Below are 20,105 nucleotides of genomic sequence, written 5' to 3'. Positions count from 1 at the left end.
TTAACTGGGATAAAATAGAAGAAATTAAATGAAAATTTAAGTTTAATCCTATAAATATTGGTTAAATAGTGAACTAGTGCTTCTTACTAGTGAGAAGCAACTTTACATTAGGAAGGTGAGCAAATGAATATGAATTCGTACAAGATTGGAAGGGACATCGATCCCCGCTACGGCAGATCTTGTATAGCCAGGAAGTCGGCGGTTGCTACACCGAGCAACTTGGCCTCTATGGCCGCCAATCGTATTCTTAATGAGGGTGGAAGTGCCGTGGATGCCATGGTTGCCGCTAACAGTGTACTAAGCGTTGTTTTTCCTCATATGACAGGTGCCGGCGGAGATGCTTTCTGGCTGATCTATGATGCGAAAACAGGAAAAAGGCATTCGTTGAACGCCACCGGGAGATCGGGCTCGAAAGTTTCCATGTCTAACTATTCACGGAAAGACGGAATCGATGTCCGGGGGCCAAAAGCGGTTAACACCGTGCCCGGTGCGGTAAGCGGCTGGCTTGAAGCTCATCGGAAGTTCGGAAAATTGCCCCTTTCCCGCTGTCTGGAACCGGCCATTGATTATGCACAAAACGGATTTCCGGTAGGTGACTCCGTAGCAAGATTCTCGGAATTTGCCATCGATCTGCTAAGGACCTACCCCACTACAGCCAAAACGTTTCTGAAAGATGGGGTTGCTCCCTATATGGCCAGCGATATTATGAGGAATCCGAATCTGGCCAAAACGCTTGAAAAGATAGCCGAAGGCGGATTTGACGCTTTTTATAAAGGAGAAATCGCCAGGCAAGTGTGTGATTTTCTTCAGGATAACGGAGGCTTTCTCACCACGGAGGACTTTGCGAATCATCGCGCCGACTGGTACGACCCTATAGAGATCGAATACCGGGACCGGAAAGTTTTGGCTCCGCCGCCGAACTCTGCAGGCTTTGTAACCTTGCAAATTCTAGGCATGATGGAGCACAAGGATGTCGGCGCGATGAAGCACGAGGAAAGTGAATTTATCGATGCTTTTACGAGGGCAACCGCCTTCTCTTTTAAAGACCGGGACACTTACCTGGATGATCCGGATTTTAATCATATCCCGCTTGAAACTTTGTTAAGCAAAGAATATTTCCGGGATCGCGTCAAAAAATTGCATGATCCCAGCTTGGGGCCGCCTGAAAAAGGATTGGGTCAAAAAGGAGATACGACGTTCTGCTGTGCGGTGGACGAAGAGGGGAACGTTGCGGGCGTCATTCAGAGTCTTTATTGGGAATGGGGCTCGGGTTTAGTAGCAGGCGATACCGGCATGCTTCTGCAAAACAGAGGCACGCATTTCTCACTGGACCCCAAATCGCGCGACAGGCTGGAGCCGAATAAACGTCCGGCACATACGCTCACCTGCTCGATGGTCATGAAAGACGATAAACCGGAAATGGTGATCGGGGCCATGGGCGGTGACGGAGAGCCTCAAACGCAAGCATTGATCATTATGCGGGTATTGGATCAAGGATATTCCGTACAAGAAGCCATTGATGCTCCGCGCTGGCTCCTGGGAAGGACATGGGGGGACCACGTCAGAGGCTTGAGACTTGAAGGAAGATACGATCCGGAAATTGCGGACAAGCTGCGTGAGCTGGGACATGAAAATGTCGAGATTCTCGAAAATTTCAGTGACCTGATGGGCCATGCCCAAGCGATCCGGATATGGCCGGAGCATTTGGAAGCCGGAGCCGATCCCCGGGCGGACGGTTTGGCGATTGGAGACTAAGTACGGAAAGATCGGGAGAAATATTTCATTAACATTTTATAAAAGAAAGGTGATATCCATGAAAAATTACGAGAACAATAAGGCTAACACTAACATGAACAATACCATGAACAACTGCTCGAATCATAACGTTCCCCAACCTAGAAAAGAAGACAAGGGCGGAGACATCTGGGGTGCCCGCAACATAGCCAGAGATCTGCAAAACCCCGATATTCTGGTGCCCCCGGATACCGACCACGGAACGATGCCCAACTTAAAATTCTCCTATGCCGATTCCCATATGCGTGTGGAGCATGGAGGCTGGTCTCGGGAAGTCACAATCCGGGAAATGCCGGCCGCGACAGAAATGGCCGGCGTTAATATGCACTTGGAGCCGGGCGGCGTCCGTGAGCTTCATTGGCACAAGGAAGCGGAATGGTCGTTTATCATCAAAGGCAGCGCTCGGATTACGGCGATTAACCCCGACGGCAGTTATTTCGTTGACGATGTGAAAGAAGGCGATCTGTGGTATTTCCCTTCCGGCATTCCGCACTCCATCAAAGGTCTGAGCGAGGGCGTCGAATTTATCCTTGTCTTCGACGACGGCAGTTTCTCGGAGAACAGCACATTCTCCATTACCGATTGGTTTGCCCATACGCCTAAAGATGTTCTGGCGGCAAACTTCGGTGTTTGCGAGCATACTTTTGACCAGATACCTAAACAAGAAGTTTACATGTATCAAGGAGAGGTGCCGGGACCGATTATTCAGGAGCTGCCCAAGGATCTCAATGAGCCGGTCAAAGAATCGTTCAGTTATAAACTGACGGAGCATACGCCTATCGAAACCAACGGAGGCAAAGTATGGATTGCCGATTCGAACAATTTCCCCATCTCCAAAACCGTGGCAGCCGCATTAGTGGAAGTCGAGCCCGGCGGCATCCGGGAACTGCATTGGCATCCGAATACGGATGAGTGGCAGTATTACCTCGAGGGCCAAGGCCGGATGACCGTATTCGCTTCAGGCGGGAAGGCCCGCACATACGATTACCGGGCAGGGGATGTGGGCTACGTGCCGTTCGCCATGGGACACTATATTCAAAATACCGGGGACAAGCCCCTAAAGTTCCTGGAAATGTTTAGAAGCGACCATTTTGCGGATCTTTCTCTCACCCAATGGATGTCTCAAACTCCGCCTCACCTGCTGAAAGAACACTTGAATCTGGAAGACTCGTTTATAGAAAAGCTCCCCAAAGAGAAGAGACCTAATGTAAAATATAAAGAATAGGTAAGGAAGTTAAAGTAAGATACAGCCTTGATTCCGGATTTCGTGGGGATCAGGGCTTTTTACATGTTATTTTAGACATCCGGCCTACTTCCTGAAACAATGAGTTGACCCCTCCGGAATCCGCCTTCCTCCCTTGTTCTTTTGTCTAATCGGAAAACCGACGCGCTTGCAAAGAATAGGCGGTCTCTTTTTCGTCCACAATGTGTATAAATGCTCGTACGTCCGGGAGGAGTGCACAGGATGCCCACAGGGTACAAAAAAACACAAGGCACCATCACGGTAGAAGGACAGGAACTGACGATCACCAATCCCGAAAAGCCGCTTTGGCCCGAGGCGGGAATTACGAAGCTCGATTTCCTTCAAAAGCTGATAGAGCTGTCCCCCTATTTGCTGCGCTACTGCAGGGACCGGCATCTGACGACGATCCGTTTCCCGCACGGCATTCACGACAAATCGTTTTATCAGAAAAATACCCCGGAGCCCGTTCCGGATTTCGTGAATCTCGCTCCGCTGGACGGCATCCGGTATGTGAATCTGGATTCGCTTCCGACACTGATCTGGCTCGGCAACCTCGCCTGCCTGGAATTTCATCCTTCGTTTCACCATATCGGAGAGACGCTGCCGGCCGAGTGGCTCATTGATATCGACCCCAGCCTGGAAGTCGAGCCGCGGATTATGGAAGCCGCCCACTTGATCGGAGAGGTGCTGGATTCCCTTCATATCCAATCCGTGCCCAAAACGTCCGGGGCGACCGGCGTACAAATCTACGTGCCGATTCAGCACGGGTATACCTTCGAGCAGCTTCGCAAAATCGGCTATTTTATCGGCTCCTTCGTCGTCAAGAAATACCCGAAGCTGTTTACGATCGAGCGTCTGAAAAAGAACCGCGGCGATCTCATCTACTTCGATTATCTTCAGCACTGGTACGGCAAAACGCTTTCCGCTCCCTACACGCCGAGGGCGAAAATGCCCGGGACCGTCTCTACCCCGCTTCTGTGGAAAGAAGTCGAGGAGCGCTGTGATCCGAGGGATTTTACGCTGCACGTTATCGTGGATCGGATCAAGCGGATGGGAGATTTAATCGAGAAGGTGCCTCCGCAAAATCTCGATGCCGTTCTTTCTCATTTGGAATAGGCCGTCCGCCGACGGCGCCTGCAAGACCTCCGGCTTCTGTGCGAAGCCCGGCCTCCGCGCTGTGCCGCGCTCCTCCTGATACCTACACCGCTGAATCCTGAACAAACTGAAAAAGCCCGGCTTCACTTGAAAAGTGAAGCCGGGCTTTTTCAGCCGCTTTTTTTAGAACAAAGGCGACAGCAGTCTTCCCAGCACTTCTTTGCCGCGCTGGAAGCGGGACCGCTTTTCAAACTCCGACAGGATGATGCGTTTGCTGTTTTTCAGGTCCTCCAGGAAATCATGCTCCAGGCGCTGGATCGATTCCCCGTCGTACAATATCGCGTTCAGCTCGAAATTACTGTAAAAGCTGCGCATATCCATGTTGGCGGTTCCTACGGTGGCGAACAAATCGTCGATGATGGTCACCTTCGCATGCACGAAGCCGGGCTGATACTGATAAAACCTGACCCCCGTCAGCATAAGCTCCTGAATAAACGACAGGGACGCATAATGGACGATCCAGGAATCAGGAATCTGCGGGAAGATGATTTTGACGTCGACGCCGCTTATGGCCGCCGTTTTAAGCCCCATCATCAGACTGGCATCGGGGATAAAGTAAGGAGTCGTGATATAGATCCGCTTCTTTGCGGTCGTAATCCCGCCGAAATACGATTCGAGAATGGAGTCCCAATGGGCATCGGGACCACTGGCCACGATTTGAACGGGTTTTTTGCCTACACACGTATGCTCCGGGAAAAAATTCGTATCCACCAGCTTCTGGCGGCAAACAAATTCCCAATCGGATAAGAAGGTGCTCTGCAAATAATAGACCGAATCGCCTACCAGCTTTAGATGGGTGTCCCGCCAAAACCCCAGAACCGGGTGTTTCCCCAAATACTCGTCACCTATGTTAATGCCGCCCACAAACCCGACGGTTCCATCCACCACAATAATTTTCCGGTGGTTCCGATAATTCATCCGCTTATCGAAGAAAGCGATAAAAGCCGGAAGAAAACAATACGTTTCGACCCCCGCTTCAATCAATTCGCGTATGTAAGAAGAAGCTAGCTTGTAACTGCCGATTCCGTCATAAATGACGCGGACCTTCACACCTTCGCGCGCCTTCCGGATCAGAAGCTCCTGAAATTTCTTGCCGGTATCATCGTGCCGTAAAATGTAGAACTCAAAGTGGATGTGATGTGTGGCCTTCTCCATGGCATCGAACATGGCCCGGTAAGCCGCTTCACCGTTGGTCAATACCTCCACTTCATTGTTACGGGTAATCGGTGAACTGGGGATGTTGCTAAGTAAACCGAAAAGCCGGGGTTCCTTGACGATTTTGGGTATGGGATAATCCTCGCCTTTTTTGGTTTTCTCCAGCTCCCGGCGCAGCTCTCTTTGCATTTCGCCGAGTACCCGCCGGGTTTTACGTTTGACGTTGCGCCGCTGCGAGTATTCTTTCGCCAGAAAATAGTACATAATAAATCCGATGACCGGCAGGATAAACAAAATCATCAGCCAGGCTACCGTTTTGGTCGGATTCTTGAACTCCACCATAACAATCGTGACGATTTGAAAAATAAACAACAGCAGCGCAATGACAAGCCACAGCATCGGCCGGTTCCCCCTTCTCTATTCCGTAACCGGCCCTTGCCGGCCGGGATTGCCGCATCTTTAGGTTTTACGTACTCTTAATCCACTATTCGGATCCTATAAACATAAGCCGACCACGTTGTCTTGTAAAGCTGGGTTATCTAAACCGGACATGGTATAATAATCGTTAAACCTATCTAGAGACCAGGAGAGAAAGCACATGAGACAAACCATTTTGTTCGATCTGGACGACACCCTCATTCACTGCAACAAATATTTTAATGTCGTGATTCAGCAGTTCGTGGATACGATGCTGACCTGGTTCGCGGGCCATGGCCTCACGGATGAAGACATTAAACACAAACAGCTTGAAATAGATTTGGCGGGTGTGGAGATCCACGGATTCAAAGCGGAGCGTTTTCCGCAGTCATTTATCGAAACTTATCATTTTTATTCCGAGTTTTACGGCAGGACGTCCCGGAAAGAAGACGAGCAGTGGCTTTATCAGCTCGGCAACAGCGTATACGAGCATTCGATCGAGCCGTATCCGATGATGGACACGACTCTTCAATCCCTGACGGACCAGGGGCACGAGCTGTACCTGTACACAGGCGGGGATGCCACGATCCAGATGCGTAAAATCCAGGAAGCCGGCCTTCACCGCTATTTCGGTGAACGGATTTTCGTCGCGCTGCACAAAACCCGCGAATTTATGGAAACTCTTATTCATACCCAGCAGTTCGAGCGCGCCCGCACGTGGATGATCGGCAACTCGGTACGGACCGACGTCCTTCCCGCCATCGAATCGGGAATCAATGCCATTCATATTCCGGCCCAGCTGGAATGGAAATACAATATCGTCGATATTACCGCAACTCCAAAAGGCGCCTTCTTCACGCTGCCTTCCCTGACTGAAGTTCCGAAGGTGATATCCGACTACAGCGGCAAACAGGCCGTTAACCTGTAAAATAAAAAAGGAGCCATTCGGCTCCTTTTTTATTTTACCTTACGGAAGGTTCGAACTGCCCATCAGGAAACGGTCCACTTCGCGTGCCGCTTCCCGTCCTTCGTTGATGGCCCAGACGACAAGGCTCTGTCCGCGGCGTACGTCGCCTGCGGCGAAGATGCCTTCCACGTTCGTTTTGTACTTGCCGTACTGTGCTTTCGCGTTGGAACGCACATCTCTTTCAATGCCCAGCTGGTCAAGCAGGTTCTGCTCGGGACCCGCGAAGCCCATGGCTAGGAATACAAGCTGTGCCGGGTAGACCTTCTCGCTGCCTTCCACCTCTTCAGGCACGAGGCGGCCCTGGTCGTCGCTTTTCCAGCTGACCTTAACGGTTTTGAGCCCCGTCAGGTTGCCGTTATCATCGCCGACAAAGTTTTCGCTGAGCGTCAGGTATTCACGCGGATCTTTGCCGTGGACGGCTTTCGCTTCCTCGTGACCGTACTCCAGCTTGTAAACCTTCGGCCATTCCGGCCAAGGGTTGCTTACCGCACGGGTTTCCGGCGGCTTCTCGCGGTACTGGAACTGGACGACGCTCTTCGCTTTGTGGCGCACGGCGGTCGCAACGCAGTCGGTACCGGTATCGCCGCCGCCGATGACGATGACATCTTTGCCTTCGGCATTGATGTACTCGCCGTCGGCCAGGTTCGAATCGAGCAGGCTCTTGGTATTCTTGTGCAGGAACTCCATTGCCGGGTAAATCCCTTTAAGCTCGCGGCCTTTAATATCCAGTTCACGCGGACGCGTGGCGCCGATCGCCAGAATGACGGCATCGAACTCGTCCTTCAACTGATCAACCGGCACATTTTTGCCGATTTCCGCATTGGTAACGAAGTTAACGCCTTCCGCCGCCAGCAGGTCAACCCGGCGCTGCACGAGATGCTTCTCGAGCTTCATGTTCGGAATGCCGTAGGTCAGCAGTCCGCCGATCCGGTCGTCACGCTCGTAAACGGTCACCGTATGACCCGCTTTGTTGAGCTGTGCCGCCGCCGCCAGTCCGGTCGGACCGGAACCGATGACGGCGACTTTCTTGCCCGTACGCGTCTTCGGCGGTTCAGGCACGATCCAGCCTTCCGCGAAACCGCGGTCAACGATCGCTTTCTCGATGTCCTTGATCGTAACCGGAGAATCGATCAGCCCCACCGTACAGGAGCCTTCGCATGGAGCGGGACAGACCCGGCCGGTGAATTCCGGGAAGTTGTTCGTCTTGTGGAGCCGGTCAAGGGCTTCGCGCCATTGACCGCGGTAGACGAGGTCATTCCATTCCGGAATAAGGTTGTTTACCGGACAACCAGTCGTTGATCCGGCAATAATTTTGCCTGTATGACAATACGGTATGCCGCAATCCATACAGCGTGCTCCCTGAACCTGCAGTTTCTCTTCGGAATTTTTATTGTAAAATTCCTTCCAGTCCTGAATCCGCTGCAGAGGGGCGCGCTCGGTGGGCAGCTCGCGTTGAAACTCGATAAATCCGGTAGGTTTTCCCATTGCGCTTCCTCCATCGTTTAGAATCTGTCCTGCTCGTTATGAATTAGTTGCCGCCGACACGGGCCAGATCGCGCGTGTTTTCTTCGAACGCCTTCATAACGGCATCCTGCTGGCTCAGTCCGGATCTCTTCATCCGTTCGATAGCATCGAACATCCGTTTATAGTCCTTCGGAATGACTTTCACGAATTTCCAGATATATTCATCCCAACGGCCCAGCACGCGGTGCGCGATCGAGCTGTCGGTAAAGGTTGCGTGATGCTGAATCATCAGCTTGAGTTCGTTGATCTCGTAGCTTTCTTCCACCTGCTCCAGCGACACCATTTCGGTGTTGCAGCGGCTCGCCATCGTGCCGTCCTCGTCGAGAACGTAAGCCACGCCGCCCGACATGCCCGCCGCGAAGTTGCGGCCGGTCTTGCCGAGGATGACGACGCGTCCGCCCGTCATATACTCGCAGCCGTGGTCGCCCACGCCTTCGACAACGACGCGCACGCCGGAGTTGCGGACAGCGAAGCGTTCGCCCGCGATACCGCGGATGTAAGCTTCCCCGTCGGTAGCGCCGTAGAAGCCCACGTTGCCGATGACGATGTTGTCTTCCGGCACGAACGTCGATTCGCTCGGCGGGAAGATGACGATTTTACCGCCGGACAATCCTTTGCCGACGTAATCGTTGGCGTCGCCTTCCAGCGACAGCGTCACGCCCTTCGGCACGAACGCGCCGAAACTTTGACCGGCGGAGCCGTTGAAGTGCAGGCGGATCGTGTCGTGCGGAAGCCCCTTCGCGCCGTAACGGCGGGTCACTTCGCTGCCGAGAATCGTGCCGACAACACGGTTGGTGTTGTTGATCGGCAGCTCGATGCGGACGTGATCCTGGTACTCCAGCGCCGGCTTGCAGAGCGGAAGGATTTCGCGCATGTCGAGCGATTTATCCAGCCCGTGATCCTGCTGCATCTGGTTGTAGCGGCCGACATCTTCCGGCATTTCCGGCTGGTGAAGCAGAGGGCTGAGATCCAGGCCTTCGAGCTTCCAGTGACCCGCTTCTTCTTCCTGGGCCAGGAATTCGGTACGGCCGATCATCTCTTCGAGCGTACGGAAGCCGAGCTCCGCCATCGTTTCGCGGACATCCTGAGCGATGAAGTGCATGAAGTTCACGACATGCTCCGGCTCGCCCATAAAATGTTTGCGAAGCTCCGGATTCTGCGTCGCTACGCCGACCGGACACGTGTCGAGGTGACACACGCGCATCATGATGCAGCCCAGCGAGATGAGCGGTGCCGTGGAGAAGCCGTATTCCTCGGCTCCCAGCAGCGCTGCGACGATCACGTCGCGGCCGGTCATCATTTTGCCGTCGGATTCCAGTACGACGCGGCTTCTCAGGTTGTTCAGGATGAGCGTCTGGTGAGCTTCGGCCAGGCCAAGCTCCCAAGGAAGCCCCGCATGACGGATACTCGTCTGAGGTGAAGCGCCCGTACCGCCGTCGTATCCGCTGATCAGGATGACGTCCGCCTTGCCTTTGGCCACGCCGGCCGCGATCGTGCCGACCCCGACTTCGGAGACGAGCTTCACGCTGATGCGGGCCTGGGGATTCGCGTTCTTGAGATCGTGGATCAGTTCCGCCAGATCCTCGATCGAATAGATGTCATGGTGCGGAGGCGGGGAGATCAGGCCGACGCCGGCCGTCGTACCGCGTACTTCCGCTACCCAAGGATAGACTTTCTTGCCCGGCAGTTGACCGCCTTCTCCGGGCTTGGCGCCTTGGGCCATCTTGATCTGAATCTCGTCGGCATTGACGAGATAATTGCTCGTTACGCCGAACCGGCCGGAAGCTACCTGCTTGATGGAGCTTCTGCGCAGATCGCCGTTCTCGTCCGGCGTGAAGCGGTTCGGGTGCTCCCCGCCTTCTCCGGTATTGCTGCGTCCGCCGATACGGTTCATGGCGATGGCAAGCGCTTCGTGCGCTTCCTTGCTGATGGAACCGAACGACATCGCGCCGGTCTTAAACCGCTTGAAGATCGCTTCAATCGGCTCGACTTCCGCCACCGGAACCGGCGAGCGGTCCGATTTCAGCTTAAGCAGGCCGCGCAGCGATGCCGCTTTCTTCGACTGGCGGTTGATGAGCTCGGCGAACTTTTTGTACATGGAATAGTCATTGTTGCGCACCGCGGTCTGCAGCGAGTGGATCGTCTCCGGCGTGAACACGTGATCCTCGCCGTCCTGACGCCACTGCAGCTCGCCGCCGGCATCCAGAACGGGATCGCGTCCGTCGCGCGGAGAATACGCCCGCTGATGACGCTGCAGCGTCTCCTGCGCCACTCCGTCGAGGCCGATGCCTTCGACAGGCGTGTAGGTCCAGGTGAAGTAACGGTCAACGAATTCCTGGCTGAGGCCGACCGCTTCGAAAATCTGCGCTCCGCGGTAACTCTGAATGGTTGAAATCCCCATTTTCGCAAGGACTTTGACGACCCCTTTGGTCGATGCCTTGATGTAGTTGTAGGAAGCTTTCTCTTCCGTGATATCTCTTATTTGACCGTTGCCGATCATATCTTTAAGCGTCTCGAAAGCGAGATACGGGTTGATCGCGCCCGCTCCGTAACCGAGCAGCAGGGCAAAATGGTGCACTTCGCGCGGTTCGCCGGACTCGACGATCAGGCTCGCCTTGGTTCTCGTTCCCTGGCGGATCAGATGATGGTGCAGGCCGGCAACCGCCAACAGAGCCGGAATGGCCGCCTGTTCCCCGTCCATGCCTCTATCGGAGAGGATCAGGAAAGTAGCTCCGTCTGCAATCGCTTCATCCGCGGCGGTATAGAGCTCTTCCATCGCCTGCTCAAGCCCCCGGCTTCCCGACGATGCCTGGAAGATAGTCTGCAAAGTGACGGATTTAAAGCCTTCACGCTTGATATAACGCAGCTTCGCCAATTCCTCGTTGGAAATGATCGGAGTCGGAATGCGGATTTGACGACAGCTTTCCGCTTCCGGACGGATCAGGTTGCGCTCCGGTCCGATCGTCGTTTCCTGCGCCGTGACGATTTCCTCGAAGTTGGAGTCGATCGGCGGGTTCGTTACTTGGGCGAACAGCTGCTTGAAATAGCTGTAAAGAAGCTGCGGGCGTTCCGACAGAACGGCCAGAGGCGCGTCGTAGCCCATGGAACCGATCGGGTCGACGCCGGTTTTGGCCATCGGCTCAAGGAATTTGCGAAGATACTCAAAGGTATAGCCGAATGCCTGCTGGCGCTGAACGAGCAGATCGTGAGCCGGCTGCGGCTCGGAAGCGGCTTCCGGCAGTTCCCCGATGGAAACGAGATGCTTCTTGAGCCATTCCTGGTAAGGCTGCTCGTTAATGATCTGTCCTTTGATCTCTTCATCGGTCAGAATGCGTCCCGCTACCGTATCGACGACGAGCATGCGTCCCGGCTGCAGACGTTCTTTGCGGGCAATGCGTTCCGGCTCGATGCTGAGCACGCCGACTTCGGACGACAGGACGATGAGATCGTCATGCGTAACGTAGTAACGTGCCGGGCGAAGACCGTTACGGTCAAGCAGGGCGCCGATAATGCGTCCGTCCGTGAACGAAATCGCGGCAGGTCCGTCCCACGGCTCCATCAATGTGCTGTGGTATTCGTAGAAAGCGCGTTTTGCCGGATCCATCGTTTCGTGCTTGGACCACGGCTCCGGGACCATCATCATGGCCGCGTGCGGCAGAGAGCGTCCGGAAAGCGTAAGGAATTCGAGTGTGTTATCGAGAATTTGGGAATCGGAACCGTCGGTATCGACGATCGGGAGCAGACTTTGGAAATTTTCACCGAACAAATCGGTTTGGATCATGGCTTGGCGGGCGTGCATCCAGTTAACGTTGCCCCGCAGGGTATTGATTTCACCGTTGTGGATGACGTAGCGGTAAGGGTGGGCGCGTTCCCAGCTTGGAAAAGTGTTGGTACTGAAACGGGAGTGAACGAGGGCCATTGCCGTCTCGAAGGACGGATCTTGCAGTTCCGTGTAATAAGCGTCTACCTGCTCGGGAGTGAGCATGCCTTTGTATACGATGGTACGGCTGGATAAGCTGGGGAAGTAGATCTGTGCGTTATCCAGAGCGCGGGTTTCATTCTCGATCCGTTTGCGGATCACATACAGTTTGCGTTCGAAGTTCAGTTCGTCCTGAATATCTCCGCTGCGGGCGATGAACAGTCTGACGCACGAAAGGTTCGGAAGCTTTGGCCGATTCGCCGAGGGTGGCATTGTCGGTAGGCACCGTTCTCCAGCCCAGGAACTGCTGGCCTTCTTCCTTGATAATCCGCTCCGCGATGCGCTCGCATTGCTGCCTGGCTTCCAGCCCCTGGGGGAGGAAGGCCATGCCGACTCCGTAAGTTCCGGCTTCCGGCAGAGAAATATTATCTTCGGCGCATACCTTGCTCAGAAATCCGTGCGGAATCTGCAGCAGGATACCCGCGCCGTCACCCGTATTGGCTTCGCTGCCCTGGCCACCCCGGTGGTCCAGATTGCAAAGCACATTCAACGCCTGCCCGACGATTTCGTGGGAAGGCCTGCCTTTCATATTCGCAACAAATCCAATCCCGCAGGCATCATGCTCGAACCGCGGATCGTACAAACCTTGTTTGGAAGGGGAAGCGTTTCTGTTCATGATTGTGCAACCTTTCCTCTTGTTTATTTGGGTACAGCATCGTTTCCATGCCTGCATTAAAGGGGTGAAGTCCGGAAATACGCGCGTAAGTTGCCAAATTCGCCTGTATTTGCCCAAAAACCGAATCTTTTAGCGATTCGCCTCGATATTTTTCTATTATATTAACATTAGACTTTCTAGAGTGCAATTTAAAAAAAGGTTATGGGTTGAAAAAAAATTTTAATGGGAAACACTGGACAGGGCTTGAAACTCAGAGATTCCGCGGAAAAAATTCGCTTTTTATGAATCTACAAATCTTCCATTTAATGTTAGTTTACAAAATTTTCAAATCCGAAAGTTAACATGGACTTCCCCTTGAAATGTTTGTGTTTGGACAAGGAGGTTTAGCCGATTCCGATTGTTTTTAGAAGGCGTTCGCCCATAAAATAGGTAATTCCGGCGCATTCGCGAAGCGTATAATAGTAGATCGCCACCGGTTTGATCCGGACCGGTTCAGCCGTTACGTTCATGTTTAGACTCCTTGCCATAAGCAGGGAACGGTACGTATGAAAGCCGTGCGTAACAATAACCGCCGTCTCCCACTTCTCCCTCTCCATGATCTTGCGGCTGTTGTCCAGATTCTCTATCGTGGAGGTAGATTCATCCTCCAGAAAGACCGCCGTCTCCGGAATGCCTTTGCCGACAAGGTAGGTCCGCATCACACTGGCTTCCGTCGGCTCGCTTGTCGTCGTTCCGCCCGTTGCGATAATATTCTTGGCCAGCCCGCCGCGGAACGCCTCGACCGCGATATCGAGCCGCTCCCTCATCGCGTTGCTGGGTTTTCCGTTCCAGACGGCCGCACCCAGAACGATGATCGCGTCACTCCGGCTGCCGCGGGAGTTCTCACCCACATAATAAATCCATCCGCTCATCCCTACTATATATAATAGGATAGCTCCCATGCAGGACAAGACGACATACAGCCTTCTTGTCCACCGTTTATTCTTCCGTCTGCCTTCCCGTACGGCCTTCATCCCGCTTTCATCCTGCCTTTCTTCCCCGATACCGCTCCGCCTGACGGAAGTCCGTCCCGAGCGGCATTCTCTTTATTCTTTTATCATAACTTGCCGTGAGGAAGTTAGCTATACAAACGGACCGCTTTTTCCACTTTCCGCCAGGGTTTGGTTCCGGCTTCCATCGATGCCCTTTTTTCCAAAGCATAAAACATGCTATGATAGCATATACCTGATGATTTATTGTTATTGGTAACAGAGAGGACGACACCTGTGGCTAAATTATATTTCCGGTATGGAACCATGAACAGCGGCAAATCGATTGAAGTGCTGCGCACTGTTCACAACTACGAAGAACAGGGTAAGAAAGTATTGCTGTTCACCCCTTCGGTGGATGACCGCAGCGGAGTCGGCATCGTTGCCTCCCGCATCGGTATGCAGAAGAGCGCCATCGTCATTCAGGACGGGGTTAACATGAAAGAACTGGCGGCCAAAGAACGGCCGAATTGTATTCTGATCGACGAAGCCCAGTTTCTGAACGCCGGGCAAATCCAGCAGCTTGCCGAAATCGCGGACGACCTTAATATTCCGGTTATCGCCTACGGGCTGCGGGCGGACTTTATGGGTCAGCTTTTCGAAGGAAGCGCCAGCTTGTTCGCCATCGCCGATAAAATCGAAGAAATCAAAACCGTGTGTTGGTATTGCGATAAAAAAGCTACGATGAACATGCGCTGCAAGGACGGCGAGCCTATTTTTCACGGGGAGCAAATCCAGATCGGCGGCAACGAGAGCTACATTCCCGTCTGCCGGAAATGTTACACAGACAAGAAAAGAAAGGCGGAGCAGCACTGACCGCCGAACACAGAATGCCCGATCCGGCGCCAGACCTCCATTCAGAATTCAGAGCCTGCACGCGCGCTTCCCGGCTATTTTGTCGATTAAGGAAAGGTGAGGTTTCTTGAGAAAAAAACGAATTCTGCTCCTTTCGGAGGGATTCGGATCCGGACATACCCAGGCGGCTCACGCTCTGGCGTCCGCTCTGCGCAGGACGAATCCCGGGCTGATCATCCGCGTGCTGGAACTCGGTGCTTTTCTGCATCCGACGATAGCACCCTGGATCTTTACAGCTTATCGTAAAACTGTCGTTTCCCAGCCGAAGCTGTACGGGAAGCTTTACCGCTCCCAGTCGAAAAAGCCGCTGAACGGTTTTTTACAGCATGCCCTGCACCGGATTTTTTACCGGAAGGCAGAAGCCGTGATCGAGCAGCTGCGGCCGGACATTATCATCTGTACCCACCCTTTTCCGAATCTGATTGTATCGCGCCTGAAAAAGCAGCACGGGCTCCATGTCCCGCTCTGTACGCTGCTGACGGACTATGATGCCCACGGGTCGTGGATCAACGAAGAAGTGGACAGGTATTTCGTCTCGGCCCCCGATGTGAAACGAAGACTCGTGGAGAAAGGCGTATCCTCACGCAGAATCAAAGTGACGGGCCTGCCCGTTCACCCGAGCATCAGCGAGCAGTATTCGGTCGATGAGATTTACCTGGAGTTCGGACTCCGGGATATGCCGACCGTGATGCTGATGGGCGGCGGCTGGGGGCTGCTCGACGAAAAGCTGCTGAAGCGCATCGTCCAGTGGCGCGACCGCGTTCAGCTCCTCTTCTGCCTCGGCACGAACGAGAAGGCGCGCCAGCAGCTTCAGTCGAACGATCTGTACCGGCATCCGAACATTCATTTGTTCGGGTATACGAGGGAGATCGGCAAGCTCATGCAGGTGTCCGATCTCCTGATCACCAAGCCGGGCGGCATGACCTGCACGGAGGCCATGATCAAAGGCGTGCCTATGCTCTTCTACAACCCGATTCCGGGTCAGGAGGAAGAGAACTGCCAATATTTCACGGAGCACGGCTACGGGGAGGAATTGACTTCCCTGAATGAGCTGGACGGATATTTTACCCGTTTTATGGAAAAAAGGCGCGATAAAAACACCCGCAAAGAGAGCGGCCGGCGTCTTTCCAGCCTGTTTGCCAAAAGCGTTATGCAAATGCTTCGCTGACGTGCTTGTACCCCGGACTTCACACTATACTCACACTATATGGAAGAGCTATGACCTCTCCTTCAATAAGGGGAAGTCAGGGCTCTTTTTCGTTTATCCCCACTTTTTTTCAGCTTCTGTTTTTAGCGTAAGAACAGGCATTTCAGCCTCTTTGCCCGTTATTTGTCCGAATTTATGCGGCATGTACGCCAAAAGTCCTGAATACAATTCGTTAGGGGTTCGGTTTCGCGCGAAAGGAAGGTTCATCGCATGAAGACCAAAGAGGGCAAGAAAGAACTGACGCTCATGTTCATTCCCGGCGCCGACAAGCGGGTCCGTCGTTTCAGGGTCCCCCGCATCAGCCTGTATGCCGTTCCATCCGCCGCCGCCCTTGTCATCCTCGGCTTCTCTCTGACCATCTACGTCCAGAACACCAGCCACCGGAGCACAACGGAGCAGCTTACCGAAACGTTTAACGGTCAGGAAAAGCAGCTTACCGAACAGTTGATGCTGAAAGATTCGGAGCTTGAAAAGCTCCAGATCGAACTGATCGATTTATCGAAGCAGGCCGAACAGTTCAAAAGCAAGCTGGAGGAAATCCGCAAGCTGGAGAACAAGATAAGTCCGGGGGCCGCGGTTTCTTTTGGAAAAAGCACCGCTCCCCCGTCTCCCGGCGTTTCCGATGTCGGCGGTGCGGAAACGCCGGCCGGCACTCACGAAATGAACGAACTGGCGGCGCAGACAAAATCCAGCCTCTCCGGGATGATCGGCGACATCGACGGTCTGCTTGTCCAGCTGACGGAGAGCGAGCGCAAACTCCAGGAAGCGCGCCGGCTGAAACGAATCACCCCTACCATCTGGCCGTCGGATTCCCGCACGGTCACCTCGGGTTTCGGGGTGAGGCAGGATCCTTTTACCGGAAGGCCGAACGTGCATACCGGCCTCGACATCGACGGCGAGCTGAACGATCCCGTCTACGCCGTTGCCGACGGTACGGTCACTGCGGCCGGTTACGATTCCCAGCACGGGAATCACATCCGCATCGACCACACGAGAGGTATCGAGACCGAGTACCTGCACCTGAACAAAATGGAAGTACAGCCGGGCAGCACGGTCCGCAAGGGCCAAATTATCGGACGCGTCGGAACGACCGGGCGAAGCACAGGAACTCATCTGCATTACGAAGTCCACAAAAACGGCACGAAAATCAACCCCTCTCCTTACCTCATTTCCGATCGAAAGGATGATAACTGACATGGTATTCGATAAAAAACGGAATACGGACAACAAAACGACCGACACGATCATCGGAGAAAGCACGGTCTGCGAAGGAAAGATTCTTTCGGAAGCCAGTCTTCGTATCGAAGGACAGGTGCTTGGCGACATCGAATGCGCGGGCGATATCGTTATCGGGGAAAATGCCGTCGTTCATTCGTCCATCCAGGCAAGGGACGTCACGATAGCGGGCAAAGTCAAAGGTAACGTGGCGACCAAAGGCAAGCTGACCGTGATGAGCACCGGGGAGCTGATCGGAAACATTCAGGTCCGGGCTTTCATCGTTCAGGAAGGCGGCGTATTCCAGGGAACGAGCGCCATGTCGGCTGCCGGACAGGACGACAAAGCGCCCAGCCCGATCTCCAGCGCTCCTTCTGCCAAAAACCGCAAAGAAGAACAGTCACTGGTCAACGCCAATTAAACGCCGGCTATTAATAGAAGGAAAGCATCTGCAGACGCTTCGGCGTACGCTCGTTATACAAGCACAGTTCAGGCGTTCAGGCATATAAAAGAACGGAGGTTTTACGGTGGCCCAAACACCCAAGCTCAGCGTATGGACGGAGCACCGTTTCTGGCTAGGCATTCTTTATGATCATGCGACCTTCGTATGGCAGGCCCTCGCACCGAGCGAGCAGCCTCTTATTCAGGCGGCGAACGGTTTCCGCCAGACTTTCGCCGGCCTTATCAAACAGGTCGAGCTGACTCCTCAGGATCTTCCGGTATCTTCACCGGTGATGATTAAGCTGGCCCAGGATGTTCTTCCGGCCGCAAGCGGCTACTACCAGTTCGAAGGACACATCCAAAGCCTGCGGATAAGCAATAAAATCGTACTGGAGCTGACTCCCTCTTACTTTAACGGAACGTTAATCGAGAACGAGGAATATCTCCGGCTGCTGTCTTTCTGGACCCGGGGAGTCGAGGCGGAAGAATTGACGCTGTACGGGCTGCTGGATATGTGGCTGGAAGATCAGCTCGGCCATGCCGTTCTGCTCTGGGACCATCTCGATCCCGTAGAAATCGAATTGTCGGAACAGGCCCGCCGGTATTCCAACACCTTCCAGGCTTATATGGTCAAAAACCGCGCCATGGGAGGCTACCTCCGCTTTACTCCTCCGGGATTCCCGGCTCAGCGCCGTTTCGCTGCCGATGTGGCCGTAGCCATCGTTAATTTTTATGATTTTGTCGTCAAAGTCATTGACCTGTATGTAGATGAAGAAGTTCTCAGCCGTCTGACATTGCGGTTCCTGGACCACCACTTGCCGGAAAGCTGCTATTTCCTCAATAAATTGGCCGTATACGAGCCCAATCTTACAATCCCCGGAAACTGTTTTCTATATAAGCCGATAGCGCCCAACGAAAACATCCCCTACCCCGAACTCACGCCTCCGCAGCCCAGAGAGGATTAAGCCCCTCTTTCCCTGGGTAAAGGGGTATAGATGCGGGTAAGGCAGTGTCCCCCGCTTACTTACAGAAAGAGGCGGTGGAGATTGTGAACGATACGCAATTCGATACGATTATTGTCGGTTCAGGCCTGGCAGGCCTCAGCTGCGCGTTTGAACTCGCCGAACAAGGACAGCGCGTACATATTATAGAAGCGGCGCCTTTCGCCGGAGGCCGCACATCGAACTGGGCGGATGCCGGTATGGAAGTCGAGTCGGGTTTCCATAAATTTATCGGGTTTTATGAAGCCCTTCCGAATCTGCTGAAAAGGGCAAGAATTAAGCCGAACAGCATGCTGACCTGGGAAAAAACGTTCGAAATCCGGCTGCCCGACGGGGAAACGGCCGGAGAGTTCGGGATCGCTCCCTTAAAGTCACCCATTAAAACGATCGCGGGGGCTTTCACTAACAACGATATTATTTCTCCGGCCGACAAAGCTTCCCTGATGCCATTTGTGGCGGAGGGTCTCAAGCTGCTGTCGGAGAACCGGATGGAGCTGGATACGTACAGCGTAGCCGAATTCGCCCGCAAGCACGGCGTCAAAGACGAGGCGCTCCAGCATGTGCTGGGGCCGCTTACGTCCGGCGTGCTGTTCCTCCCGCCGGAAAAGTATTCCGCGCTCGTTTTCTTCGGGCTGTTCGCGCCGGGGGTGCCGAAGTTTTACAAGATGCAGATCGGCGGATTCAACGGCGGCATGACCGACGTCATGATCAACCCGCTGCTCGCCGCGCTTGAAAAAAGAGGCTGCCGGATCAGCCTGAGCACCCCCGCCGAAGGATTAAGCCTGGAAGACGGCCGGGTCACGGGCGTCTCCCTGCAGGAAGGCGGGACCCTGCGAGCGGCTCACGTCGTGATCGCCACGGAAATCTCGGCGGCCAAGCGGCTGCTCCAGCCGCCGTTCGGAGGAGAGGCGTGGTATCAGCCTCTCCAGGATCTGCCGACGATGCCCGACGTGACGATTCAGCTGGAGCTCAGCGAGCCGCTCCTTCCGCAGGACCGCGTCACCTTCGGTCCGGGCACGTGCATCGGCAGCTTCAGCGAGCAGTCGCGCACGACGTTCCCTCACCTGCCCGGCCGCGTCTCCATGATCCTCTCACCCCCGGACGAGTTCATCGATATGCCGGATGATCTCGTTTTCGAGCGGGTGTGCGCCGATGCGGACAAGCTCGGTCTCGACCTGCGCGCGAAGGCCAAGGATTACCGGGTGATCCGCAGACCGGATCACTTCTACTCCGTCCGGCCCGGCAGCGAGAGGCTCCGCCCCGAGCAGCGTACGCCCGTGCCGGGTCTCGCCCTCGCCGGCGACTATACACGCCAGCCGATGTTCGCGACGATGGAAGGCGCGGTCATCTCCGGACGCAAGGCGGCCGAGGCCGTGTTGGGCCGGGAGCTGGTCTGAGCTTGGTGGCAGCTTAGCTTGACTGGCAACCCAGCCCGGTCGACAGGCAGTGCTCGATGGCAAGCCGAGCTTGGTTTACGGGCTGGGCTTGGATGACAGGCCAGGCTTGGT

At 54.3% G+C, this 20,105-nt stretch carries 13 protein-coding genes and 1 pseudogene; 10 read left to right on the top strand and 4 right to left on the bottom strand.

Features of this window, described 5'->3' with window-relative positions:
- Window positions 1-123 precede the first annotated feature (123 nt).
- The 3 genes from ggt (at window position 124) to ABC395_RS02490 (ending at window position 4,153) form a co-directional block, all read left to right on the top strand.
- Window positions 124-1,755, top strand: coding sequence for a gamma-glutamyltransferase (ggt, locus tag ABC395_RS02500; protein ID WP_413000471.1), 1,632 nt, complete (start codon window positions 124-126; stop codon window positions 1,753-1,755).
- A gap of 94 nt (window positions 1,756-1,849) precedes the next feature.
- The gene (locus ABC395_RS02495; RefSeq protein ID WP_413006674.1) at window positions 1,850-3,019 is read left to right on the top strand and encodes an oxalate decarboxylase family bicupin; all 1,170 of its coding nucleotides are present in this window, start codon (window positions 1,850-1,852) and stop codon (window positions 3,017-3,019) included.
- Window positions 3,020-3,259: 240 nt separating this feature from the next.
- On the top strand, window positions 3,260-4,153 hold the full coding sequence (locus ABC395_RS02490; protein WP_413000469.1) for a DNA polymerase domain-containing protein: 894 nt from the start codon (window positions 3,260-3,262) through the stop codon (window positions 4,151-4,153).
- A 162-nt stretch (window positions 4,154-4,315) separates the two neighbouring features.
- Here ABC395_RS02490 and cls read toward each other — a convergent pair whose 3' ends face one another.
- Window positions 4,316-5,746, bottom strand: coding sequence for a cardiolipin synthase (gene cls, locus ABC395_RS02485; RefSeq protein WP_413000467.1), 1,431 nt, complete (start codon window positions 5,744-5,746; stop codon window positions 4,316-4,318).
- 199 nt (window positions 5,747-5,945) lie between these two features.
- Between cls and ABC395_RS02480 the strand changes: the two genes are divergently transcribed.
- Window positions 5,946-6,692: an HAD family hydrolase gene (locus ABC395_RS02480; protein WP_413000465.1), complete on the top strand. Its 747-nt coding sequence runs from the start codon at window positions 5,946-5,948 to the stop codon at window positions 6,690-6,692.
- 39 nt (window positions 6,693-6,731) lie between these two features.
- On the opposite strand, the gene ABC395_RS02475 is transcribed toward ABC395_RS02480, so the two are convergent.
- The 3 genes and pseudogenes from ABC395_RS02475 to ABC395_RS02465 form a co-directional block, all read right to left on the bottom strand.
- On the bottom strand, window positions 6,732-8,216 hold the full coding sequence (locus ABC395_RS02475; RefSeq protein WP_103997417.1) for a glutamate synthase subunit beta: 1,485 nt from the start codon (window positions 8,214-8,216) through the stop codon (window positions 6,732-6,734).
- Window positions 8,217-8,259: 43 nt separating this feature from the next.
- Window positions 8,260-12,850 (bottom strand): annotated as a pseudogene (gene gltB / locus ABC395_RS02470) (glutamate synthase large subunit).
- Window positions 12,851-13,233: 383 nt separating this feature from the next.
- Window positions 13,234-13,863: a YdcF family protein gene (locus tag ABC395_RS02465; RefSeq protein ID WP_413000463.1), complete on the bottom strand. Its 630-nt coding sequence runs from the start codon at window positions 13,861-13,863 to the stop codon at window positions 13,234-13,236.
- A 252-nt stretch (window positions 13,864-14,115) separates the two neighbouring features.
- Between ABC395_RS02465 and ABC395_RS02460 the strand changes: the two genes are divergently transcribed.
- From ABC395_RS02460 to ABC395_RS02435, 6 genes are all read left to right on the top strand, one after another.
- On the top strand, window positions 14,116-14,694 hold the full coding sequence (locus tag ABC395_RS02460; protein WP_413000461.1) for a thymidine kinase: 579 nt from the start codon (window positions 14,116-14,118) through the stop codon (window positions 14,692-14,694).
- A gap of 106 nt (window positions 14,695-14,800) precedes the next feature.
- Window positions 14,801-15,901, top strand: a complete 1,101-nt coding sequence (locus tag ABC395_RS02455) for an MGDG synthase family glycosyltransferase (protein WP_413000459.1) — start codon at window positions 14,801-14,803, stop codon at window positions 15,899-15,901.
- A 249-nt stretch (window positions 15,902-16,150) separates the two neighbouring features.
- Window positions 16,151-17,134, top strand: a complete 984-nt coding sequence (locus ABC395_RS02450; RefSeq protein WP_413000456.1) for a peptidoglycan DD-metalloendopeptidase family protein — start codon at window positions 16,151-16,153, stop codon at window positions 17,132-17,134.
- 1 nt (window position 17,135) lies between these two features.
- On the top strand, window positions 17,136-17,576 hold the full coding sequence (locus tag ABC395_RS02445; RefSeq protein WP_413000454.1) for a bactofilin family protein: 441 nt from the start codon (window positions 17,136-17,138) through the stop codon (window positions 17,574-17,576).
- Between the two features lie 106 nt (window positions 17,577-17,682).
- A complete protein-coding gene (locus tag ABC395_RS02440; RefSeq protein ID WP_413000452.1) occupies window positions 17,683-18,561 on the top strand; it encodes a DUF2935 domain-containing protein in 879 nt (292 codons plus the stop codon).
- An 83-nt stretch (window positions 18,562-18,644) separates the two neighbouring features.
- Entirely contained in the window at window positions 18,645-19,994 is a 1,350-nt protein-coding gene (locus ABC395_RS02435) for a hydroxysqualene dehydroxylase (RefSeq protein ID WP_413000450.1), read from the top strand.
- Window positions 19,995-20,105: the final 111 nt, after the last annotated feature.

This window comes from Paenibacillus canaveralius (genome assembly GCF_047238265.1).
In the GTDB taxonomy this organism is placed as follows: Bacteria; Bacillota; Bacilli; order Paenibacillales; family NBRC-103111; genus Paenibacillus_F.
This window is presented reverse-complemented; position numbering and strand designations above follow the sequence as displayed.

Bases quoted from the DNA above. Each gene is read 5' to 3' on its own strand.
- ggt (WP_413000471.1), top strand. From the start codon at position 124: ATGAATATGAATTCGTACAAGATTGGAAGGGACATCGATCCCCGCTAC.
- ABC395_RS02445 (WP_413000454.1), top strand. From the start codon at position 17,136: ATGGTATTCGATAAAAAACGGAATACGGACAACAAAACGACCGACACG.
- ABC395_RS02450 (WP_413000456.1), top strand. From the start codon at position 16,151: ATGAAGACCAAAGAGGGCAAGAAAGAACTGACGCTCATGTTCATTCCC.
- cls (WP_413000467.1), bottom strand. From the start codon at position 5,746: ATGCTGTGGCTTGTCATTGCGCTGCTGTTGTTTATTTTTCAAATCGTC.
- ABC395_RS02490 (WP_413000469.1), top strand. From the start codon at position 3,260: ATGCCCACAGGGTACAAAAAAACACAAGGCACCATCACGGTAGAAGGA.
- ABC395_RS02475 (WP_103997417.1), bottom strand. From the start codon at position 8,216: ATGGGAAAACCTACCGGATTTATCGAGTTTCAACGCGAGCTGCCCACC.
- ABC395_RS02480 (WP_413000465.1), top strand. From the start codon at position 5,946: ATGAGACAAACCATTTTGTTCGATCTGGACGACACCCTCATTCACTGC.
- ABC395_RS02465 (WP_413000463.1), bottom strand. From the start codon at position 13,863: ATGAAGGCCGTACGGGAAGGCAGACGGAAGAATAAACGGTGGACAAGA.
- ABC395_RS02495 (WP_413006674.1), top strand. From the start codon at position 1,850: ATGAACAATACCATGAACAACTGCTCGAATCATAACGTTCCCCAACCT.